The organism is Pseudomonas chaetocerotis (assembly GCF_015712105.2).
GTDB lineage: Bacteria > Pseudomonadota > Gammaproteobacteria > Pseudomonadales > Pseudomonadaceae > Aquipseudomonas > Aquipseudomonas chaetocerotis.
In genome coordinates, this window is record NZ_JACFYX020000003.1 from 101,747 (window position 1) to 119,935 (window position 18,189).

14 protein-coding genes, 1 pseudogene and 1 riboswitch are annotated in these 18,189 nt (G+C 61.4%); of the genes and pseudogenes, 6 read left to right on the top strand and 9 right to left on the bottom strand.

Translation table 11 applies throughout. The annotated features are described in order from the left end of the window. Window positions 1-99 precede the first annotated feature (99 nt). The 4 genes from H3221_RS06715 to H3221_RS06730 form a co-directional block, all read right to left on the bottom strand. A complete protein-coding gene (locus tag H3221_RS06715) occupies window positions 100-2,841 on the bottom strand; it encodes a LuxR C-terminal-related transcriptional regulator (RefSeq protein ID WP_196473564.1) in 2,742 nt (913 codons plus the stop codon). Window positions 2,842-2,991: 150 nt separating this feature from the next. Then, a complete protein-coding gene (locus H3221_RS06720) occupies window positions 2,992-4,359 on the bottom strand; it encodes a DUF1329 domain-containing protein (protein ID WP_031306640.1) in 1,368 nt (455 codons plus the stop codon). A gap of 32 nt (window positions 4,360-4,391) precedes the next feature. Next, window positions 4,392-6,245 (bottom strand): DUF1302 domain-containing protein, encoded by a 1,854-nt coding sequence (locus H3221_RS06725; protein ID WP_196473563.1) that lies wholly within the window; start codon window positions 6,243-6,245, stop codon window positions 4,392-4,394. A gap of 217 nt (window positions 6,246-6,462) precedes the next feature. Beyond that, window positions 6,463-8,145 (bottom strand): fatty acid--CoA ligase, encoded by a 1,683-nt coding sequence (locus H3221_RS06730; RefSeq protein ID WP_196473562.1) that lies wholly within the window; start codon window positions 8,143-8,145, stop codon window positions 6,463-6,465. Window positions 8,146-8,335: 190 nt separating this feature from the next. Between H3221_RS06730 and H3221_RS06735 the strand changes: the two genes are divergently transcribed. Beyond that, entirely contained in the window at window positions 8,336-9,511 is a 1,176-nt protein-coding gene (locus H3221_RS06735) for a thiolase family protein (RefSeq protein WP_196473561.1), read from the top strand. Window positions 9,512-9,556: 45 nt separating this feature from the next. On the opposite strand, the gene H3221_RS06740 is transcribed toward H3221_RS06735, so the two are convergent. After that, window positions 9,557-10,186 carry a LysE family translocator gene (locus H3221_RS06740; protein ID WP_192980645.1) on the bottom strand — a complete coding sequence of 210 codons (630 nt, stop codon included), beginning with the start codon at window positions 10,184-10,186 and terminating at the stop codon, window positions 9,557-9,559. Window positions 10,187-10,265: 79 nt separating this feature from the next. On the opposite strand from H3221_RS06740, the gene H3221_RS06745 reads away from it, so the two are divergent. From H3221_RS06745 to H3221_RS06760, 4 genes are all read left to right on the top strand, one after another. Next, window positions 10,266-11,231 (top strand): 2-hydroxyacid dehydrogenase, encoded by a 966-nt coding sequence (locus H3221_RS06745; protein ID WP_192980644.1) that lies wholly within the window; start codon window positions 10,266-10,268, stop codon window positions 11,229-11,231. A gap of 124 nt (window positions 11,232-11,355) precedes the next feature. Beyond that, window positions 11,356-12,351, top strand: coding sequence for a class I SAM-dependent methyltransferase (locus H3221_RS06750; RefSeq protein ID WP_196473560.1), 996 nt, complete (start codon window positions 11,356-11,358; stop codon window positions 12,349-12,351). 37 nt (window positions 12,352-12,388) lie between these two features. Further along, window positions 12,389-12,509, top strand: a riboswitch (yybP-ykoY riboswitch). A 94-nt stretch (window positions 12,510-12,603) separates the two neighbouring features. Next, window positions 12,604-13,185: a TMEM165/GDT1 family protein gene (locus H3221_RS06755; RefSeq protein ID WP_196473635.1), complete on the top strand. Its 582-nt coding sequence runs from the start codon at window positions 12,604-12,606 to the stop codon at window positions 13,183-13,185. 106 nt (window positions 13,186-13,291) lie between these two features. Next, window positions 13,292-13,735 (top strand): ketosteroid isomerase-related protein, encoded by a 444-nt coding sequence (locus H3221_RS06760; RefSeq protein WP_196473559.1) that lies wholly within the window; start codon window positions 13,292-13,294, stop codon window positions 13,733-13,735. Between the two features lie 53 nt (window positions 13,736-13,788). Here H3221_RS06760 and H3221_RS06765 read toward each other — a convergent pair whose 3' ends face one another. Then, the gene (locus tag H3221_RS06765) at window positions 13,789-14,610 is read right to left on the bottom strand and encodes a M48 family metallopeptidase (RefSeq protein WP_196473558.1); all 822 of its coding nucleotides are present in this window, start codon (window positions 14,608-14,610) and stop codon (window positions 13,789-13,791) included. Window positions 14,611-14,804: 194 nt separating this feature from the next. Between H3221_RS06765 and H3221_RS06770 the strand changes: the two are divergent. After that, a pseudogene (locus tag H3221_RS06770) lies at window positions 14,805-16,956 on the top strand (methyl-accepting chemotaxis protein). Window positions 16,957-17,050: 94 nt separating this feature from the next. On the opposite strand, the gene H3221_RS06775 reads toward H3221_RS06770, so the two are convergent. Genes H3221_RS06775 through H3221_RS06785 form a run of 3 tightly spaced genes read right to left on the bottom strand, consistent with a single transcriptional unit; the run spans window position 17,051 to window position 18,138 of the window. Then, complete coding sequence (locus H3221_RS06775) at window positions 17,051-17,668, bottom strand: SOS response-associated peptidase (RefSeq protein WP_196473557.1); 618 nt, start codon at window positions 17,666-17,668, stop codon at window positions 17,051-17,053. Between the two features lie 27 nt (window positions 17,669-17,695). Next, on the bottom strand, window positions 17,696-17,956 hold the full coding sequence (locus tag H3221_RS06780; RefSeq protein WP_160017232.1) for a putative signal transducing protein: 261 nt from the start codon (window positions 17,954-17,956) through the stop codon (window positions 17,696-17,698). Beyond that, a complete protein-coding gene (locus tag H3221_RS06785) occupies window positions 17,956-18,138 on the bottom strand; it encodes a CPXCG motif-containing cysteine-rich protein (protein WP_160017231.1) in 183 nt (60 codons plus the stop codon). The genes H3221_RS06780 and H3221_RS06785 overlap by 1 nt, the downstream gene beginning before the upstream one ends. Window positions 18,139-18,189: the final 51 nt, after the last annotated feature.

An 18,189-nucleotide genomic window follows, 5' to 3' on the forward strand; every position in this document is an offset into this window, starting at 1 on the left:
TGCAATAGGTATCCGTGATCAGAGCATGAGTAGGCGCCAAACACTTCCCAACCTAGGTTGAGCCAAGCACCGTCTTGATCGGCTGCTGCAATGCCTACATCAGCGCAGCAGACCGAGGCCCTTGGCCCGCGCTACCGCCTGAGTGCGCCGCTCGACACCGAGTTTGCTGTTGATGTGACGGGCGTGGGTCTTGACCGTGTGCAAGGAGATGAACAGACGCTCGCTGATCTCCTGATTGGAACAGCCACGCGCGATCAACTGCAGCACGGCCAACTCGCGGCCACTGAGTTTTTCCGTCAGACCGCCCGCCTCTACGACCACCTCCTCGTCCGAATCCCGGCTGCCTGGCAACTGCGCGAGCAGCGCGTCGCGCAGCGGACACGGCGGACGCAACTGCAGACGCTCGCGCAGCCAGCGCGGCTGATGCTGCAACAGCTCGATGAAAGGTAGCAGCGCGCCGCCCTGAGCGAGATCCAGACAACTGTCGAGCTGCTGCTGCGCCTCCCGCTCTCGCCCGGTCTGCTTCAGTAATTGGGCGAGCTGCGCCTGTGCCGCCAGGGCGACCAACTGACCACCCAGCGCCTGTGCACGCTGTTGCAACAGACGCAGACGGCGCTCCGCATGCTCCAGCTCGCCCTGCAAGCGCTCCAGAGCCGCCTGCTGCAGATCGATATGCAACGCCAACTGCGGGTGAAACTCCGGCGCCAATGCCCGCCCCTGCTCACCATAGGTTTCCGCCAGTTGAGGCAGCCAGGCGGCAGCCAACTCGACCTGTCCTTGCCGCAGCCACAGCTCACACTTGATCAGCGTGATCATCGCCAGGTAGTAGATCGCCGGCACATCCCAGACATGCATCAAGCGTTCGGCCTCACCCAGCAGGGCAAACGCCTCGGCAGGCCGTCCATCACGCCCTTCCAGGCTGGCCAGCACGCAATAGCCAATCAACGCACCGACGTCGCGGCAAGCCCTGGCTTCGGCAATCCCCACCCGTAAGCGCTCCACGGCCTGAGGCTGCAGACGCAGACTGAGCAGATAGCCCTCATAAATCGTCAAGCGCGCCCGCACCGAGTAACTACGCTGTGCAGGCAGACGCTGCACCAGCAGCAATCCCTGGTGCACCTCCTCCTGTGCGCGCAGCACCTCACCACGGGCCTGCAACACGCGTGCGCGTTCATAGTGGGCAAGCGCCTCGAGCAGAGGGTTGTCGATACGCTGCGCCAGCTCCAGGGCGTCGCGGTTCAGCCCACGCGCACGCCACAGATCGCCACGCACCATGGCCAGGTTGGACAACGCCGACAGGCACATGAAATGCGGACCGTAACGCTCCGCCGGTAAACCGGCCAGGGCCTCGCTGCATTGCTGTTCGGCGCGGGCTCCATCGCCACGGCCACGAGCGATGACTCCATCGAGAGCCTGCCATTGCGCCAGTAGACTGCGCTGGGCGGCAGGCTCGGCAGCCGGCAGGAAGCGTGCGAGCTGGTCAAGCAACTCCTGGGCGGCATCCAGCTGGCAGGCCAATGCCAGTGCCCAGCCATAGAGCATGATCAGTCGTGGTGTGCTGGCCAGCAGATCGTCCGGCAGATTGGTTTTCCAGCGCAGCAGCATGGCGACGTTCTGTTCCGCCAGCATCTGCTCCTCGGACAGGTTCTGCACCAGGCTGGCGGCCACGTCAGCCTGCCCCGCCAGCAGCGCCTGCTCGATGGCGGCATCCAGCATGCCTTGCGCAGCAAACCAGCGACAGGCACGCAGGTGGGCGCTACCGCGCGAACGACTCAATCCGTCGGCAGAGCGCGCATTGAGCAAGTCGGAGAACAGGTGGTGATAGCGAAACCAGTGCCCCTGTTCATCAAGCGGCACCAGAAACACCTGATTGGCCTGCAAATGGCGGATGATCGCGGCGCTATCATGACTGTCACGAACCGCATCGCACAGCTCAGCGCAGAAGCGCTCCATGCAGGCGGTGTCATAGAGGAACTGCTGCACCTCGGTGGGCTGCCGCTCGATGACTTCCTCGAGCAGGTATTCACGGATCAGCCCTTCACCGCCATGCAATTGAAGCCCGTCGCCAGCTTCCGCCAGCTCCTCGACAGCCAACAGCCAGAGGCGTAAGCCAGCGATCCATCCCTCGCTGCGCCGCAGAATCCCGGTGACCTGCTCCTTCTCGAGACGCGCGCCCTGACTCGCCAACAGCGCGTCGAGTTCGGCAGCCGTCAGACGCAGGTCCTGTTCGTTGAGTTCCAGCAACTGTCGCGACAGACGCAGGCGCGCCAGATGCCAGTCAGGCCGCTGACGGCTGGTGACCAACAACAGCACACCAGGGGGTAAATGGTTGAGGAAGAATTGCAGACAACGGTCCAGCACCGGCCCCTGCGCGAGATGGTAGTCGTCCAGCACCAGCAACAGTGGTTGACCATCATCGAGTTGCTGGGTCAGCTCATCGAGCAAGCCGTCGAGCCACTGCTCGAATGCGAAGGGTTGGTGTCGCTGGCGCATCTTCAACAGCCCGAGCGCTTCCTCGCCGAGGCCAGGGTAGAACTGCTGCAGCCCATGCAGGAGACGCTCGAGAAAGCGCCCCGGATCATGATCGCGCTCGCTCAGCCCGAGCCAGAGACTGTGCCAGTGATCGGGTAGCCGTTCGCAGAACTCGATGGCCAGTGAGCTTTTGCCAAAACCCGCTGGCGCACTGACCAGCAGCAAGCGCCCTTGCAGTCCCTCTTCAAGACGCTCACACAGCCTGGGCCGCGGCATATGCCCTGCCGGCAGTGGCGGACGATAGAAACGCGCTTCCACCGGTGTGGCCGGCGTGTAGGGAAAACCTGGCGAGCGGGAGAGATCTGTCATCGGCCTATTCTTGGAAGTCTTCTAGGTGCATCGGCGGGCTCGATCTGAACCCAGCCTAGCGACTTGCAATGGCCATTTGAAGCGCCCGCTACAGTCCGTAACGAAAAAGCCGGCACAAGGCCGGCTTCGTCGTGTTGCCTGAGGCAGGTTTTAGCGAACGCCAGCCTGACGCAGAGCAGCCGGGGTGTAATCGCTGCCAGCGGCCTTGTAGTTGAAGTCGTAGGCTTGTTTCTCCTCGTTCTTCATACCCAGGGCCAGGTAGCGACCGGACAGCAGGTCGTACAGGGTTTCCACGGTGTACCACGGCACTTGCTTGTCGTAGTAGTACTGGGCATGCGCCTCAGCTACACGCCACAGGGTGCCACGGCCGTCGTAGTGGTCGATCAGAGCGGCTTGCCAGGTGTCCTCGTCGATATAGAAGTCACGCTTGGCGTAGATGTGACGCTCACCAGACTTCAGGGTCGCGGTCACGTGCCATACGCGGTGCAGCTCGTAACGAGTCAGATCCTGGTTGATGTGGCCGGCCTTGATGATGTCGGAGTACTTCAGGCTCGGCGAGTCCAGCTTGTAGGCGTTGTAGGGGATGTAGATCTCCTTCTTGCCGACCAGCTGCCAGTCGTAGCGATCCGGCGCACCGTTGTACATGTCGAAGTTGTCGGAAGTACGTAGACCGTCAGCGGCGGTACCCGGACCATCGTAGGACACCTGCGGAGCACGGCGCACGCGACGCTGACCAGCGTTGTACAGCCACGCCAGACGCGGCTCCTTCACCTGGTTGAGGGTTTCGTGCACCAGCAGCACGTTACCGGCCAGACGCGACGGAGCGGTTACGCGCTGCTTGAAGTAGAACAGTACGTTGCTTTCCTTGCTCGCATCGAAGTCGGTCAGCGCATCACGGAAGGTGAACTCGTCCTGGAAGTAGACCAGCGAGTAGGAACCGTTCGCCTGCGGCGTCGCCTGGGTCACCAGACGACGCACGCTGCCGCCGCGGTAGCGGGTGATGTGGTTCCAGATCGCTTCCAGACCGTTCTGCGGGATCGGGAAGGGGTTGGCGGTCTGGAAGTTCTCCAGGCCGTTGCCACCTTCCACCATCTTGGTGTTCACCGCGTTCTGCTTGGTCGCCTCCAGCACCGCAGCCGGCAGGCTGGCCGAACGGTGAGTCGGAAAAACCGGCATCTTGTAGCTTTCCGGGTAGCGCTTGAACATCGCCAGCTGGCCGGGAGTCAGCTTGTCCTTGTACTGGTCGACGTTCTGCGCGGTGATGGTGAACAGTGGCTGCTCGTTGGCGAACGGATCGGCCAAAAAGCCACGCGGATCGACCGCACCGGCGTTGGCCGGCAGGCCGCCGGTCCAGGCCGGGATCGAGCCATCGGCATTGCCTGCCATCTCGGCGCCTACCGGAGTCAGGGTGTTGCCCAGCTTCGCCGCCTCGTCAGGCGACACTGCCGCCATCACGCTGGTCGCCAGCAGAGACAGGGTCAGGACACCGCTTTGCCACAGTTTTTTTGTTGTTTTCATTTGCATCATGATTCCTCGAAATTCCTGGCCGCTTAGAAGTTCATACCGAAGCTGAGAGCAACAAAGTCGCGGTCAATGGAGGTGTTGTACTTTCCGCCGAAGAAGCTGGTGTACGAAAGGTCGGCCGTGTAAGTGTTCTGGTACTCGGCGTTGAGGCCCAGACTGATCGCTTTAGCGTCTTCGGTGAACAGTCCATTGGGGCCATAACCCTCTACGTCATGAGACCAGGCGACGCTGGGGTTCAGGTTGACGCCGGCGATGGCGTTCGGGTAGTTCCAGATGGCCCGGGCGCGGTAGCCCCAGGAAGTACTGGTGACAAAACCATCGTCTTCACAGTACTTAGAAACGTTCGCCGAAGAAGCGCCGGCTCCCGCACCTGCAACGGTGTTGGCGTTCAACCCTTGGCAAGTTGCACCGGCGAGAGGTCCCGGACCATAAACGGGATCACGCCCGTAGCGAACATCTGAACTGCTCTCCAGGCCGCCAACATGAACAACGCCAATCTCACCCACCAGAGTCAAGCGAGACGCACCCATTACCTGATCGAAGAAGTGAGTAAAGGTCGTCTGGAACTGACTTATCTCTTTGCGACGATAGCCATGCTGATCCTGCCCAGGAACCCCTTGCAGCAAAGATACCCCACTGCGACCGGGCAAAGGCGTCAGGCCAGAGAACAGGATATCTGTACTATTTAATTGCACTGGCGCATTTGGACGGTAGCTGAACTCGCCACTCCAAGCAGTGCCCGTAGGTAGCGTGGTGGAGAAGCTAAGGCCGTAAAGTTGGATGTCCTCTGGGTACTCCATGAAGTAAGAGGAATTACCGGCAATGATAAGCGGAGCAAGCGGACTAGCTGCCACAGCCGTGTAAAGGGATGCAGGTGCGCCTGTAGCACTGAAAATCGGCGCACGACTATGGTAGTTAATGAAGTAAAGGCCAAATTCCGTGTCGATATTTTCGGCAAAGTAGCGGAAGGCACCACCCCACTGACCGCTATCACGGGCATCGCGATCACCTGCGCGAGCTACACGAACACCCTCTTCGTTTACATCGACGCCAAAGGCGGACAATCCCGCAAGAGCAGGACCGCTCAGAGTGGAACGTTTGTTCAACACTCGAAGATTGTCGTCGCATCCATCAGAGACGATATCTGCCTGGGAAAAGAATGTACCGCAGTTATCGACAACGGTCTGATCCCATTCGATTTGATAAAAAGCCTCAGCAGAAAGATTGTCTGTCAGGCTCTGCGAGACGTAAAACATATTAACTGGAATCAAACCTTCCTTGACTTCTGCACCAGGACGACGGAACGCTGATACGTCAATTGGGTTGATGGAGTTTATGCTGTTGCCGATGAAGGTACTTTCACCCCAGCTTACGACCTGCTTACCCAGGCGTACGGAGCCAGGCTGGTCACCAATTGCGTAGTTGTGATAGACAAATGCATCGAGTATCTGACCGCCAGAGGACTGTGCTCCCTCCTTGCGATTACTGTCGCTGATGTCCTTGAACTGACGACTTTCATCCTTCAACTCGAAGTCATACCAGTACTTGCCGCGCACGAATACGCCGGTATCACCGTATTTCAGTTCAAGGTCATGAATACCCTTGAAAATTTTCGAGAAAGTCTCTCCTCGTTTGAAGTTCAGGTGACCATCATCGGAGGTCTGCGACAGACCACGACCACCGTTATTCACGCCGATCAGGTCTTTATCCGCGCTTTCAGTCGACCAGCTAGCACCGACCGACAGCGACGAGTCGAACTGCCCTTCGATCTCGCCGATATTGAAAGTGACGCCGAATGCCGGAGCGGCAAGGGTGGAAGCGAGGCTGACGGCCAGCGGCAGTTTTGCCAGGCGCCAGTAGGGTTTTGTTTTTGTTGTCATCGACGCTACTCCATGTGTTTTTTGTTATGGATGCTTGGACTATAGCCAGCAGGTGGTACTGCTTGATCCCTCGAAAGTGTGATTTGCAGCCCCCAGGCACTCTGGCTCGCAGGTTTCAGGTCCTGCCCCTAGCCAAGCATGGACGTGAAACAGCAATTAGCAAGCCAAACGCTTGTTTGACTGAGCGGTCACTTTCACCACCCAGCCAGTTCGCACCTCACAGCGTGGACAGGAATGCGCTGCCAGCCTCCTGCCACTGAGCGATTTCGACGCGAATGCGCTTCTTGTCCAGTTTGCCGACGCTGGTCTTGGGAATTTCAGTAACAAGGGCGATCTGCGTGGGAATCGCCCACTTGTTGATGTGGCCTTGCTCGACGAAAGGCTTGAGATGGTCCTTCAAGCCTTTGGCATCCAGTTCCTGCTCTTCACGCAGTACCAGCAGCGCAAACGGGCGCTCGCCCCACTGCGGATCGGGCACCCCCACCACAGCCACCTCACGCACCGCAGCATGACGGCTGATCAGGTCCTCCAGTTCCAGCGAGGAAATCCATTCGCCGCCAGTCTTGATCACATCCTTGATGCGATCACGAATTTCGATGAAACCCATACCATCGATGGTTGCCACGTCGCCGGTGTGCAGCCAGCCGTGAGCCCAGAGTTCCTCGCCCTTCTCGGGCTCACGGAAATAGCCCTGGGTCAGCCAGGGCGCACGCAGCACCAGCTCGCCCTGGGATTCGCCATCGCTCGGCAGCAATTTGCCGTCCGTATCCATGATCGCGGCCTCAACCAGCGGCACCGGAATACCGGCCTTGATCCGGTAAGTGGTGCGCTCGTCCTCCCCCCCAGCACGCAACTCTTCGTTGAGATAGGCACAGGAGATCAGTGGACAGGTCTCGGACATGCCGTAGGCCGCCGTCAGTTGAATACCGCGCGCCTTGGCCGCCTCGTAAAGAGAGCGATTGAGCGCACTGCCGCCAATGATCATTTTCATGCCACCGAAATCATGGCCCTGAGCCCCCGGCGCACTCAGCACCATCTGCAGGATGGTCGGAACGCAGTGCGAGAAGTTGACCTTCTCTTCCTTGATCAGGCGGCAAAGCATGTCCGGCTCGTAGCGGCCGGGATATACCTGCTTGACCCCAAGCATGGTGGCGACGTATGGCACGCCCCAGGCATGCACGTGGAACATCGGCGTGATGGGCATGTAGACATCGTCGTTGCCCAGCAGGCGGATGCTGTCCAGGCCACCCATGGTGGTCGCCATGGACATGGTGTGCAGCACCAGTTGCCGATGAGTGAAGTACACGCCCTTGGGGTTACCAGTGGTGCCAGTGGTATAGAAGGTCGTAGCCACCGAGTTCTCATCGAAATCGGCGAAGTCGTAGTGCGGGCTGGCTGCGGCCAGCAGGCTCTCGTACTCGCCAACGAGGTTAGGCAGCTCGGCGCTCTTGTCCTCGCCATCGGTCAACAGCAGGGTCTTCTCGACAGTGGTGAGCTGCCCGGCAATGCCGTTGTAAAGCGGAACGAACTCACTGTTGACCAGCACGAAGCGGTCTTCGGCGTGGTTCATGGTGTAGAGGATCTGATCCGGCGACAGGCGAATGTTGATGGTATGCAGCACCGCGCCGAGCATGGGAATCGCGAACATGCATTCGAGATAGCGGTGGCTGTCCCAATCCATGACCGCCACGGTATCGCCGGCCTTGACCCCTGCCTCGCTGAGCACGTTGGCCAGGCGCGCGACACGTTCGTTGAAGGTCGCATAGCTGTAACGCAGCTTGTCGCGATAGACGATTTCGCGGGTCTTCTCGTAACGACTACCGGAGAGCAGCAGGCGCTTGATCAGCAACGGATAGGCGTGGGCGTTGTTGGCGGGAGGGATCAGTCGAGTCTGCAGCATGAAGTCACCTTGAGGCACGCGAGGAGTAGGTATGCAGCGACTCTAGAGCGGCTCCTGCATAGCGAAATCAGCCCAAAGAATGATTTGCCACGTGACCCTATGGCCACTTTTGGTCACAGGTTAGAATCAATCCAGCTAGTCAGTCCTGAAACAGGCTTCATCGCCCCATACTTTCGCTCGAGGTAACACCATGTCCGATATCGTCATTGTCAGCGGCGCCCGCACTCCCATGGGCGGTTTTCAAGGCAGCCTGGCCAGCGTGCCAGCTGTCGAGCTGGGCGCTGCCGCTATTCGTGAGGCAGTCAAGCGTGCCGGTATCGAGCCAGCCGACGTGCAGGAAGTGATCATGGGCTGCGTACTGCCTGCTGGTCTCAAGCAAGGCCCGGCCCGCCAGGCGTCGCTCAATGCCGGCCTGCCCTCCGCCACCGGTTGCACCACCATCAACAAGCTGTGCGGCTCGGGCATGAAGGCGGTGATGATGGCCTTCGACTCGCTCAAGGCCGGCAGCAACCAGGTAATGATCGCCGGTGGCATGGAAAGCATGTCCAACGCGCCCTATGTGCTGGAAAAGGCCCGCACCGGCCTGCGCATGGGCCATGGCGAGATCAAGGACCATATGTTCCTCGACGGCCTGGAAGACGCGCGCACAGGTCGCCTGATGGGCTCCTTCGCCCAGGAGACAGCCGACAAGTACAGCATCAGTCGTGAGGAAATGGATGCCTACGCCATCGAATCGCTGCGCCGCGCACAGGCAGCGATCAAGGACGGTTCGTTGGATGCCGAGATCGTCCCGATCACCGTCACCTCGCGCAAGGGCGAGGTGGTGGTCAAGGATGATGAACAGCCGCTGACGGCCAACCTGGACAAGATTCCTGCGCTCAAACCTGCCTTCAAGAAAGACGGCACCATCACCGCCGCTAACGCCAGTTCTATTTCCGACGGCGCCAGCGCACTGCTATTGATGACAGCTGATGAAGCCGCCAAGCGCGGCCTCAAGCCACTGGCCAAAGTGGTTGCTCATGCCACCCAGAGTCAGGACCCGAGCGAGTTCACCCTGGCGCCCATCGGCGCCATGAGCAACCTGTTGAAGAAGACCGGCTGGAACAAGGACGAGATCGACCTGTTCGAGATCAACGAAGCCTTCGCCATGGTGACCATGCTGGCCATGCGCGAGCACGGCCTGGACCACGCCAATGTCAACGTCTTCGGCGGTGCTTGCGCCCAGGGTCATCCGGTCGGCTCCACCGGCTCGCGAATCATCCTCACCCTGATCAACGCCCTGCAGAAGAAAGGCGGCAAACGCGGGGTCGCCTCGCTGTGCATCGGTGGCGGCGAAGCCACTGCAGTCGCCATCGAACTGCTGTAAGCCAGCCCATCACGAAAGAGCCCCGCAATTGCGGGGCTCTTTCGTTCAGCGCATCTCGCTCAGCGCCAGCTTCACACCGATACCCACCAACACTGCGCCCATCAGCCGATCGAACCAATGCCCCATACGGGCGAAACCGGCGCGCACGCGTGGCTGGCTGAACAGCCAGGCCACCAGGCAGAACCAGAAAGCCGTGGCCAAGGCCAGATAGAGTCCATAGCCGGCCTGAACCGCCACTGGGGTATGCGGATTGATCACCACGGTGAACAGCGACAGGAAGAACAGAGTCGCCTTGGGATTCAGGCCATTGGTGATGAACCCCGTGACGAAAGCACCACGCCCGCTGCGCTCGCCTGCTGCCAGATTCAGCTCGGCACTGGCCGGGTCGGCAGGACGCGCACGCAGCGCCTTGATGCCGATATACAGCAGATAAGCAGCCGCCAGCCACTTCAGCGCGTTGAACAGCACGATGGACTGCGACACGATCAGGCCGATACCCAGCAACGAATAAGTCACGTGGACCAGAATTCCGGTACCCACACCAAAAGCGGTGAACAACCCAGCGCGTCGACCGTAGCCGACGCTCTCGCGCACGACGATGGCGAAATCAGGCCCGGGGCTGGCCACCGCCAGCAGATGAATCAGGGCAACGGTGAGAAATTCAGTCCAGTACATGGTGGCTCCGCATCGACGCTGAAGGTCTGGTAGGCTCGCCAATCTACTCTTGCGACCCTCCTGCGAAAAGGTACAGCTGATGAGCAACAGTCCACGCGCCGTCTTCCTCGACCATGCCTCCCTCGACCTTGGCGACCTCGACATGCAACCGCTGCATCAGGCGTTCGCCGAGCTGACCCTGCACGCGCACACGCGTCCGGATCAGGTCGCCGAACGCCTGCAAGGTGCCCAGGTCGCCATCAGCAACAAGGTACCGCTGGACGCCACCACCTTCGCCGCCTGCCCTGACCTGAAACTGGTTCTGGTAACCGCTACCGGCACCAACAACATAGACCTGAAAGCCGCCAGTGCCCATGGCGTGACCGTCTGCAACTGCCAGGGCTATGGCACCCCGTCCGTGGCACAACACACCTTGATGCTGCTGCTGGCCCTGGCCACGCGCCTGCCCGATTACCAGCGCGACATCGCCGCAGGTCGTTGGCAGCAGGCCAGCCAGTTCTGCCTGCTCGATCACCCCATCGTCGAACTCGAAGGCAAGACGCTGGGCATGCTCGGCCATGGCGAACTGGGCGGCGCCGTCGCCCGTCTGGCCGAAGCCTTCGGCATGCGCGTGCTGCTTGGCCAACTGCCCGGCCGCCCGGCGCGCGCCGATCGCCTGCCGCTGCACGAACTGCTGCCCCAGGTCGATGCCCTGACCCTGCACTGCCCGCTCAATGAACAGACGCGCAACATGATCGGCGCCGAGGAGCTGGCACTGATGAAGCCGCGCGCCTTCCTGATCAATACCGCACGCGGCGGTCTGGTCGATGAACAGGCGTTGGCCGATGCCCTGCGCCGTGGCCATCTGGGCGGCGCGGCGACCGACGTGCTGCTGCAGGAGCCGCCGAAGGACGGCAACCCGCTGCTGGCTGCCGATATTCCCCGCCTGATCGTCACCCCGCACAGCGCCTGGGGCAGCCAGGAAGCGCGCCAGCGCATCGTCGGCCAGGTCGTGGAAAACGCCGCTGGTTTCTTCGCCGGTGCGCCGCTGCGAGTCGTCGGGTAAGCTGCGCAGCTTTTTCAGGGAGCGACGGGCCAGCGCTGCGCTTTAACAGCGGTGCCCAGATTTCGCGAGCCTAGATCGCTCCCGCCCCTCTTACTTTTCCGCATCACAGATTTCAGGAAGCACCATGGACCCGCGAAGCGAAGTTCTCCTGCGTCAGGCCGAGCTGTTCAGTGACGAGCTGTTGCTGGCAGGTCTGCCGGCTGACGACCTGCTTGGCGCCCTGCCGCAGGCACATGGCTGGAACTGGCATGCGGGCGATCAGACACTGCTCGCTGCGCGCTTTGCCGGTCGCAGCCACTTTGATACACGCATGCCGGAAGGCGACTACCGCGCCGCTGTGCTGTTCCTGCCCAAGTCACGCGAGCTGACTGACTACCTGCTGCAAGCACTGGCCTCACGCCTGGCAGGCAAAGCGCTGTACCTGGTCGGTGAAAAACGTGGCGGTATCGAACGCGCGGCGAAACAGCTGGCCGCCTATGGCAAGCCGCGCAAGCTCGACAGCGCGAGACATTGCCAACTCTGGTGCGTCGAGGTGGTACAGGCGCCAGCAGTACCGGACCTGCACGCTCTGGCGCAGAGCTATCCATTGCAGTTGGCCGACGATGCACTGGAGATCGTTACCCTGCCCGGTGTATTCGCCCATGGCCGCCTGGATCGCGGCAGCGCGCTGCTGCTCGAACACCTGGATGACCTACCGAGCGGCCACATGCTCGATTTCGGCTGCGGCGCTGGCGTGCTCGGCGCCGCGCTCAAACGACGTTACCCAGACAACGAGCTGAGCCTGCTGGATGTCGACGCCTTCGCCCTGGAAAGCAGCCGGCTGACCCTCGCGCGCAATGGCCTGTCAGCCAACCTGATCGCCGGCACGGGCATCGAATCGGCGCCCGAGGGACTCAGCGCCATCATCAGCAACCCGCCGTTCCATCAGGGCGTGCATACCGACTACCAGGCCAGCGAGAACCTGCTGAGCCAGGCGGCTCGCCACTTGGTAAAAGGTGGCGAGCTGCGCCTGGTGGCCAACAGCTTCCTCAAGTATCCCCCCCTGATTGAGCGTCATCTCGGCCCCTGCCGCACCCTGGCAGACACCGATGGATTTCGCATCTACAGCGCCAGACAGTGAATTGAGGTTGCTCCCAACGCGGCGCTTGGGCACAATTGCGCCCGTCCTAGGGGAGTAGTCTCCCGCGAGCGCCCTGCTCGCCCGGTATACGTCAACACACTTGCTCCGCAGAGCATGGCGTATACGACCCAAGGCCTTCACAAAGAGGCCTGCGGTTTGACAAGACCTATGACACGCACAACCTATACCCGGGGCGGGAAGGTCGTTCGTGTCATAAGCCGTGTTGACCCGCCCCCTGTAGGAAACCTGATGCTGGAATCGCTGTTCGTCCCCACCCTGATCGTTGCCCTCGCCGAAATCGGCGACAAGACCCAGCTACTCGCCCTGCTACTGGCCGCCCGTTTTCGCAAACCCTGGCCGATCATCTGGGGCATAGTCGTCGCCACCCTGGCCAACCACTTCGCTGCTGGCGCCGTGGGTAACTGGGTCGCTGGTTTCTTTTCCCCGGCCACCCTGAGCTGGATTCTTGCTGCCAGTTTCGTCGCCGTAGCGGCCTGGACCCTGGTACCGGACAAACTCGACGACGACGAAGAATCCGGCCTGAAGAAATACGGTCCATTCCTCACCACCCTGATCGCCTTCTTCCTCGCCGAGATGGGCGACAAGACGCAGGTCGCGACCGTGATGCTGGCCGCGCAGTACCCGCACTTCATCCTGGTGGTGGTCGGCACCACCCTGGGCATGTTGATCGCCAACGTGCCGGTGGTACTGGCGGGCAATTTCGCGGCCGAGCGCCTGCCGCTGACCCTGATCCGCCGCCTGGCCGCGTGCGCCTTCGCCGCTCTGGCAATCTATGCCGGCTACCAGGCGTTGAAGCTGAGCGGCCTGACCTGACGAATCGCCGACGTCAACAGACCGGCACTTCGGCCAATCCCAGCCCCCTCCTGCCTGATGCTAAAGTGCCACATCACTGGTTCAGGCCTGCAGTCAGGAGGGCAGCATGTCATTGGATGATCGCAAGAAGGTGGTGTGCCAGCACATCGACCTGACCTGGAACAAGGGACGCCTGGCGCTGGCTGAACAACTGCACAGCCGCGACTTTCTCTATAAAAGCTCATTCATTGGCCGACCACTTGACAGCGCCGGCTTCGTGCAGATGGTGCAGGACATCCGCCTTGCAATGCCGGACCTGCAGGTAGTGGTCGAGGAGTGCATCGCCGAGGGCTACAAGGTGGTGACCTGGAGCACACTGATCGGCACCATCCAGAAACCGGCGCTGGGCTACCCGCCCAGCGACAAGGTGCTAAGCATCTCGGCCATGGCGTTCTGGACGCTCACCCCCGGCAACGAAGTCCAGGAAATCTGCACCATGTTCGACATGGAAAGCTTCCGTGCTCAGTTGGGCCTGCAGACCCGTCCACTTGCCGAAACCGCCCTGCCCTGAAACGCAAACGGCGCGCCGTGAACCATCACGTCGCGCCGTTCCTGGGTCCAAAATTAACGCCCGGCTCTGGCCTGCTCGTACAGCGGCATCACCTTGGGGATCGCCGCCTGCAGTGCAGCGATTCGACTGCTGGACGATGGGTGAGTACTCATGAACTCGGGCGGCGCACCACCACCGGCGGCCTCCATCTTCTGCCACAGGCTGATGGCCGCATTCGGGTTGTAACCCGCACGGGCAGCCAGTTCCAGACCGATCAGGTCGGCTTCGTTCTCGTTACCCCGACTATTGGGCAGGGTCAGGCTGTACTGCACCACGGTATCGGCCAGTGCCATGCCACTCTCACCCAGTCCGAGCAAGGCACTGGCGCCCTGTTTGGCTACCTCGATACCGTAAGCCTTGGACATAGCCTCACGGCTGTGCTCACGCAGAGCATGCGCCATCTCGTGGCCCATGATCGCGGCGATCTCATCGTCAGTCAGCTTTAGCTGCTCGATGATGCCGCTGTAGAAAATGATCTTGCCGCCCGGACCGCAGTTGGCATTGAGCTCGGGGCTCTTGATCAGATTGACCTCCCACTGCCAGTTGGCCGCATCCGGACGAAAACGCGGCGCCTGCGGAATCAGGCGACCAGCGACGGTCTGCAGACGCTTGGCGTTAGCGCTGCTCTTGTCCAGCACGCCCTTGCCCGAGGCCTCGCTCAGCGTTTGCTGATAGGACTGCGCGTACATCTGATTGACTTCTTCGGCTGACAGCATGCTGAACATGTACTGCTTGCGCTCCACACCAACCGCACCACCACTGGTGGTATTGACGGCCTGACAACCCGCCAGCAGCAGAGCCACCGCCAAGCCACTCAGATATAGAACCTTGCTCATCGAGCTACCTCCTTGAATCGAGCGTCCTATGCTAGGCCGCCCAGGTAGTACGAGCAACAGCGTCACTTGCACGATGGCCGTGCGCCATCTTTGCTGAATGCAGCAGCAGCCAGATATTTCGCATCAGCCCATTAAGGTTTTTCCCTGTCACGGCCGATAGCCCGTAACAGGACACGCTGCGTTCGGGAGCTCCCATGAAGTTCAAGTCGATCCAGTTTTCCGTCGCATTCCTCGCCGGAGCCAGCGTGCTGGCCGTGGTCGTGGCATTGGTGCTCTACGCCCTGTTCGCCAGTGACCGAACCCAGAATCTGGTGCAGCAACGCACCCAGGTCCTGCTCGAGCAGGTCATCGAGCAGCGTCTTTCCTCGCTGGCGCATGCGCAAGTCAGCGAAATCCAGCGAGAACTGGAAGCGCCCCTGCAGATCACCGCCGACCTGGCGCGGGTCAATGCCATGCTCGGCATGACCGATGGCAATGGCAGCCCGCTGCTCAGCATCAGCCGCGAAGAACTGGCCAATCTGGTGCACGAAACCACGGCGCAGAACCCCAAGCTGCTCGGCAGTTACCTGGGCTGGGAGCCAAACGCCTTCGACGCCAGCGACGATATGTATGCCGGCAGCAAGGAGAATGGTTACGACGGTACCGGCCGCTTCCTGACCTGGTGGTACCGCAATGCCGACGGCAGCCTCGGTGTCGATGCCATTGGCTCGACCGAAAGCGAGGAGCTACTACCGACCGGTGTGCGCGCCGGCGAGTACTACCTGTGCCCCAAGGAACGTAAACGCCCTTGCGTGATCGATCCTGCTCCCTACGATGTCGGCGGCAAGATGACCATGCTCGCCTCCTTTACCTCACCAATTCTGGTCAACGGCGAGTTTCGTGGTATCGCCGGCGCCGACCTGGCGGTCAACTTCATTCAGGAACTGCTGGTCAAGGCCGACGCCCAGCTCTATGGCGGCGCAGGTGAAATGGCGCTGATCGCCAGTAACGGTCGGCTGGTCGCCTCGACCCAGGCGCCGGAAAAACTCGGTGAGCCAGCCACCGAGTTTTTCCGGCGCCAACGAGCTGGCCAACCTGAGCAGCCTGCAGCCAGGCCTGCCGAAGTACGACGTGCATGTCGAGGATGATCCCGCCGACAGCCACATCGAGCTGTTTCTCAGCTTCACCATCGGCCAGACCGACACGCGCTGGGTGCTGATGCTGGTACTGCCGCTGGACACCGTGATGGCTGACCTGCGCCAACTACAGGCTGAGCTTGTCACCCAACGCAACGGCGACACGCTGGGCATGGCGCTGGTGGGACTGCTGATCGCCGGCCTGGGCCTGCTGGTGATCTGGTTCGTCGGCTACGGCATCGCCCGTCCGCTGCGGCAGATGGTCGGCATGCTCGATGACATCGCCAAGGGCGACGGCGACCTGACGGTACGCCTGAAGGTTGATCGCAAGGACGAACTCGGCCAGATCGCCGCCGGCTTCAACGCCTTCCTGAGCAAGCTGCAAAGCATGATCGCCTCCGTGGTGACTTCGGTGCAGCAGGTCAGCGACTCCTCCGAGCACACGGCCGATATCGCCATCCGCACCAACCAGGGCGTACAGAAGCAACTGGCCGAGATCGAACTCGTGGCCACTGCCGTGCATGAGATGACTGCCACCGCCCAGGACGTCGCGCGCAACGCCACTCATGCTGCCGAGGCGGCCAACCACGCCGACCACGCGGCCAATCAGGGCAAGCAGGTGGTACAGGAAACCTCCACCGCCATCGCAGCCCTGGCCAGCGAAATCGGCCGCGCCGTGGGCGTGGTGCAGAACCTGGCCAAGGACAGCGAGAACATCAACGCCATCCTCGTCGCCATTCGCGGCATTGCCGAGCAGACCAACCTGCTGGCACTCAACGCCGCCATCGAGGCAGCCCGCGCTGGCGAACAGGGTCGCGGCTTCGCCGTGGTCGCCGACGAGGTGCGCAACCTGGCGCAGAAGACCCAGCAAGCCACCGAAGAAATCCAGAACATGATCCAGCAGCTGCAGCAAGGCACACGCGAAGTGGTCAAGGTGATGGAGCAGAGCCAGAGCAAGACCGATGACAGTGTGGAGCACGCCAACCAGGCGGCCCAATCGCTGGAGTCCATCACCCAGGCGGTGTCGGTGATCAATGACATGAACACGCAGATCGCCAGTGCAGCGGAAGAGCAAAGCGCCGTGGCCGAGGACATCAACCGCAATGTCACCAACATCGGCAAGGTCGCCAACGAAGTGGCCGGCGGTGCCGACGAAGCCAGTCAGGCCAGTGCCCAACTGACCAAACTGGCCGAACAGCAGCGCCGTCTGATCAACCAGTTCAAGGTGTGAGGGAGGCACAGCGAGTAGGGTGCGCCGCGCACACCGATTTCGCATCAGTCGCAGTGCGCACGACCCGGGCTGTGACGCGACACCCTACGCAAGCTCAAGCCGGCGTCAGGCACTCCGGCGCATCCAGCTTTGGATCGTTGACCAGCGTTGCCAGCGCGCGTTCACGCAACGCCATCTGCGGCTTGGCCAACAGTGCCGCCAGTTGCTCGGGCGGCGTGTCATTGCTCAACCACAATGCCTGTTCGTGCTCACTCAGAATCAACGGCCGCCGCAGCGTGGCGGCTTCCTGTGTGATCAATGCCACACTCAGGTACTCCTGCCCGCCCACCGGATAAAGCTCCCACAACGCCGCGAAATACATCAGCGGGTCACCGTTGCTCATCCAGTAAGGCCGCTTGCGCGCCCCCCCACGCCACTCATAAAAGCCGTTGGCCGGCAGCAGCGCGCGGCGCTGACGAAAGGGCTCACGGAACATAGGCTGCTCGGCCAGGGTTTCGGCGCGCGCATGAGCCGGGGTCTTGGACAGGTCCTTGAGCCAGGACGGCGTCAGTCCCCAACGCGCCGCTGCCGCTTGCGGCCCCTGTTCGCCAGCACGCAGCATCAGCACCTGGCCATTGGGTGCCAGGTTCCAGTGGGGCTTCTGGTCAGCGGGAAAGCCGGGCAACGCCGCAAAAGCGGGCGACCAGCGAAACAGGGCATAACGTCCACACATGACACGACTCGACAGGCAGGGGGCGCGTCAACAGAGCAACACACCCTGAAAGGACTCTGGCTCATCGCCAGGCACAGGTTGCGCCGCATTGTACTCAGCGATCAGCGTACGCGCCCGCTCGGCGTAAGGATCAGCGACGACCAAACCGAGTAACCCGCATGCCGGCAACTCACCCACCGCGCCGACCAGATGCTGCCCGAGCAGGTGCGCCTCGACGCCCTCACTGGCCAGCATGTCCAGCAGCATCTGCCCTTCCAGGAGGTTTTCCGGTTCGTAGATTCGTTGCATCAGTCGTTCTCCCCGCGAACGTCCAACTCCCATTCGGTGCCGTCCGTACGCAACTCGAACTGAATCGGCCGACAGCATACCGGACAGTCCTCGATGTAAGACTGGTCACCGCCCGACAGATCCAGCAGCGCCTCGGCCGGTTCGCCGCAATAGGGGCAATAATACGACTCGCTTTCCAGCATCGCGGCCTCCTTGTGACTTGGCGGTATAATCGCCGGTCTACTGCTCACCCT

Coding starts and splice junctions, on each gene's coding strand:
- H3221_RS06715 (WP_196473564.1), bottom strand. CDS start 2,841: ATGACAGATCTCTCCCGCTCGCCAGGTTTTCCCTACACGCCGGCCACA.
- H3221_RS06720 (WP_031306640.1), bottom strand. CDS start 4,359: ATGAAAACAACAAAAAAACTGTGGCAAAGCGGTGTCCTGACCCTGTCT.
- H3221_RS06725 (WP_196473563.1), bottom strand. CDS start 6,245: ATGACAACAAAAACAAAACCCTACTGGCGCCTGGCAAAACTGCCGCTG.
- H3221_RS06730 (WP_196473562.1), bottom strand. CDS start 8,145: ATGCTGCAGACTCGACTGATCCCTCCCGCCAACAACGCCCACGCCTAT.
- H3221_RS06735 (WP_196473561.1), top strand. CDS start 8,336: ATGTCCGATATCGTCATTGTCAGCGGCGCCCGCACTCCCATGGGCGGT.
- H3221_RS06740 (WP_192980645.1), bottom strand. CDS start 10,186: ATGTACTGGACTGAATTTCTCACCGTTGCCCTGATTCATCTGCTGGCG.
- H3221_RS06745 (WP_192980644.1), top strand. CDS start 10,266: ATGAGCAACAGTCCACGCGCCGTCTTCCTCGACCATGCCTCCCTCGAC.
- H3221_RS06750 (WP_196473560.1), top strand. CDS start 11,356: ATGGACCCGCGAAGCGAAGTTCTCCTGCGTCAGGCCGAGCTGTTCAGT.
- H3221_RS06760 (WP_196473559.1), top strand. CDS start 13,292: ATGTCATTGGATGATCGCAAGAAGGTGGTGTGCCAGCACATCGACCTG.
- H3221_RS06765 (WP_196473558.1), bottom strand. CDS start 14,610: ATGAGCAAGGTTCTATATCTGAGTGGCTTGGCGGTGGCTCTGCTGCTG.
- H3221_RS06775 (WP_196473557.1), bottom strand. CDS start 17,668: ATGTGTGGACGTTATGCCCTGTTTCGCTGGTCGCCCGCTTTTGCGGCG.
- H3221_RS06780 (WP_160017232.1), bottom strand. CDS start 17,956: ATGCAACGAATCTACGAACCGGAAAACCTCCTGGAAGGGCAGATGCTG.
- H3221_RS06785 (WP_160017231.1), bottom strand. CDS start 18,138: ATGCTGGAAAGCGAGTCGTATTATTGCCCCTATTGCGGCGAACCGGCC.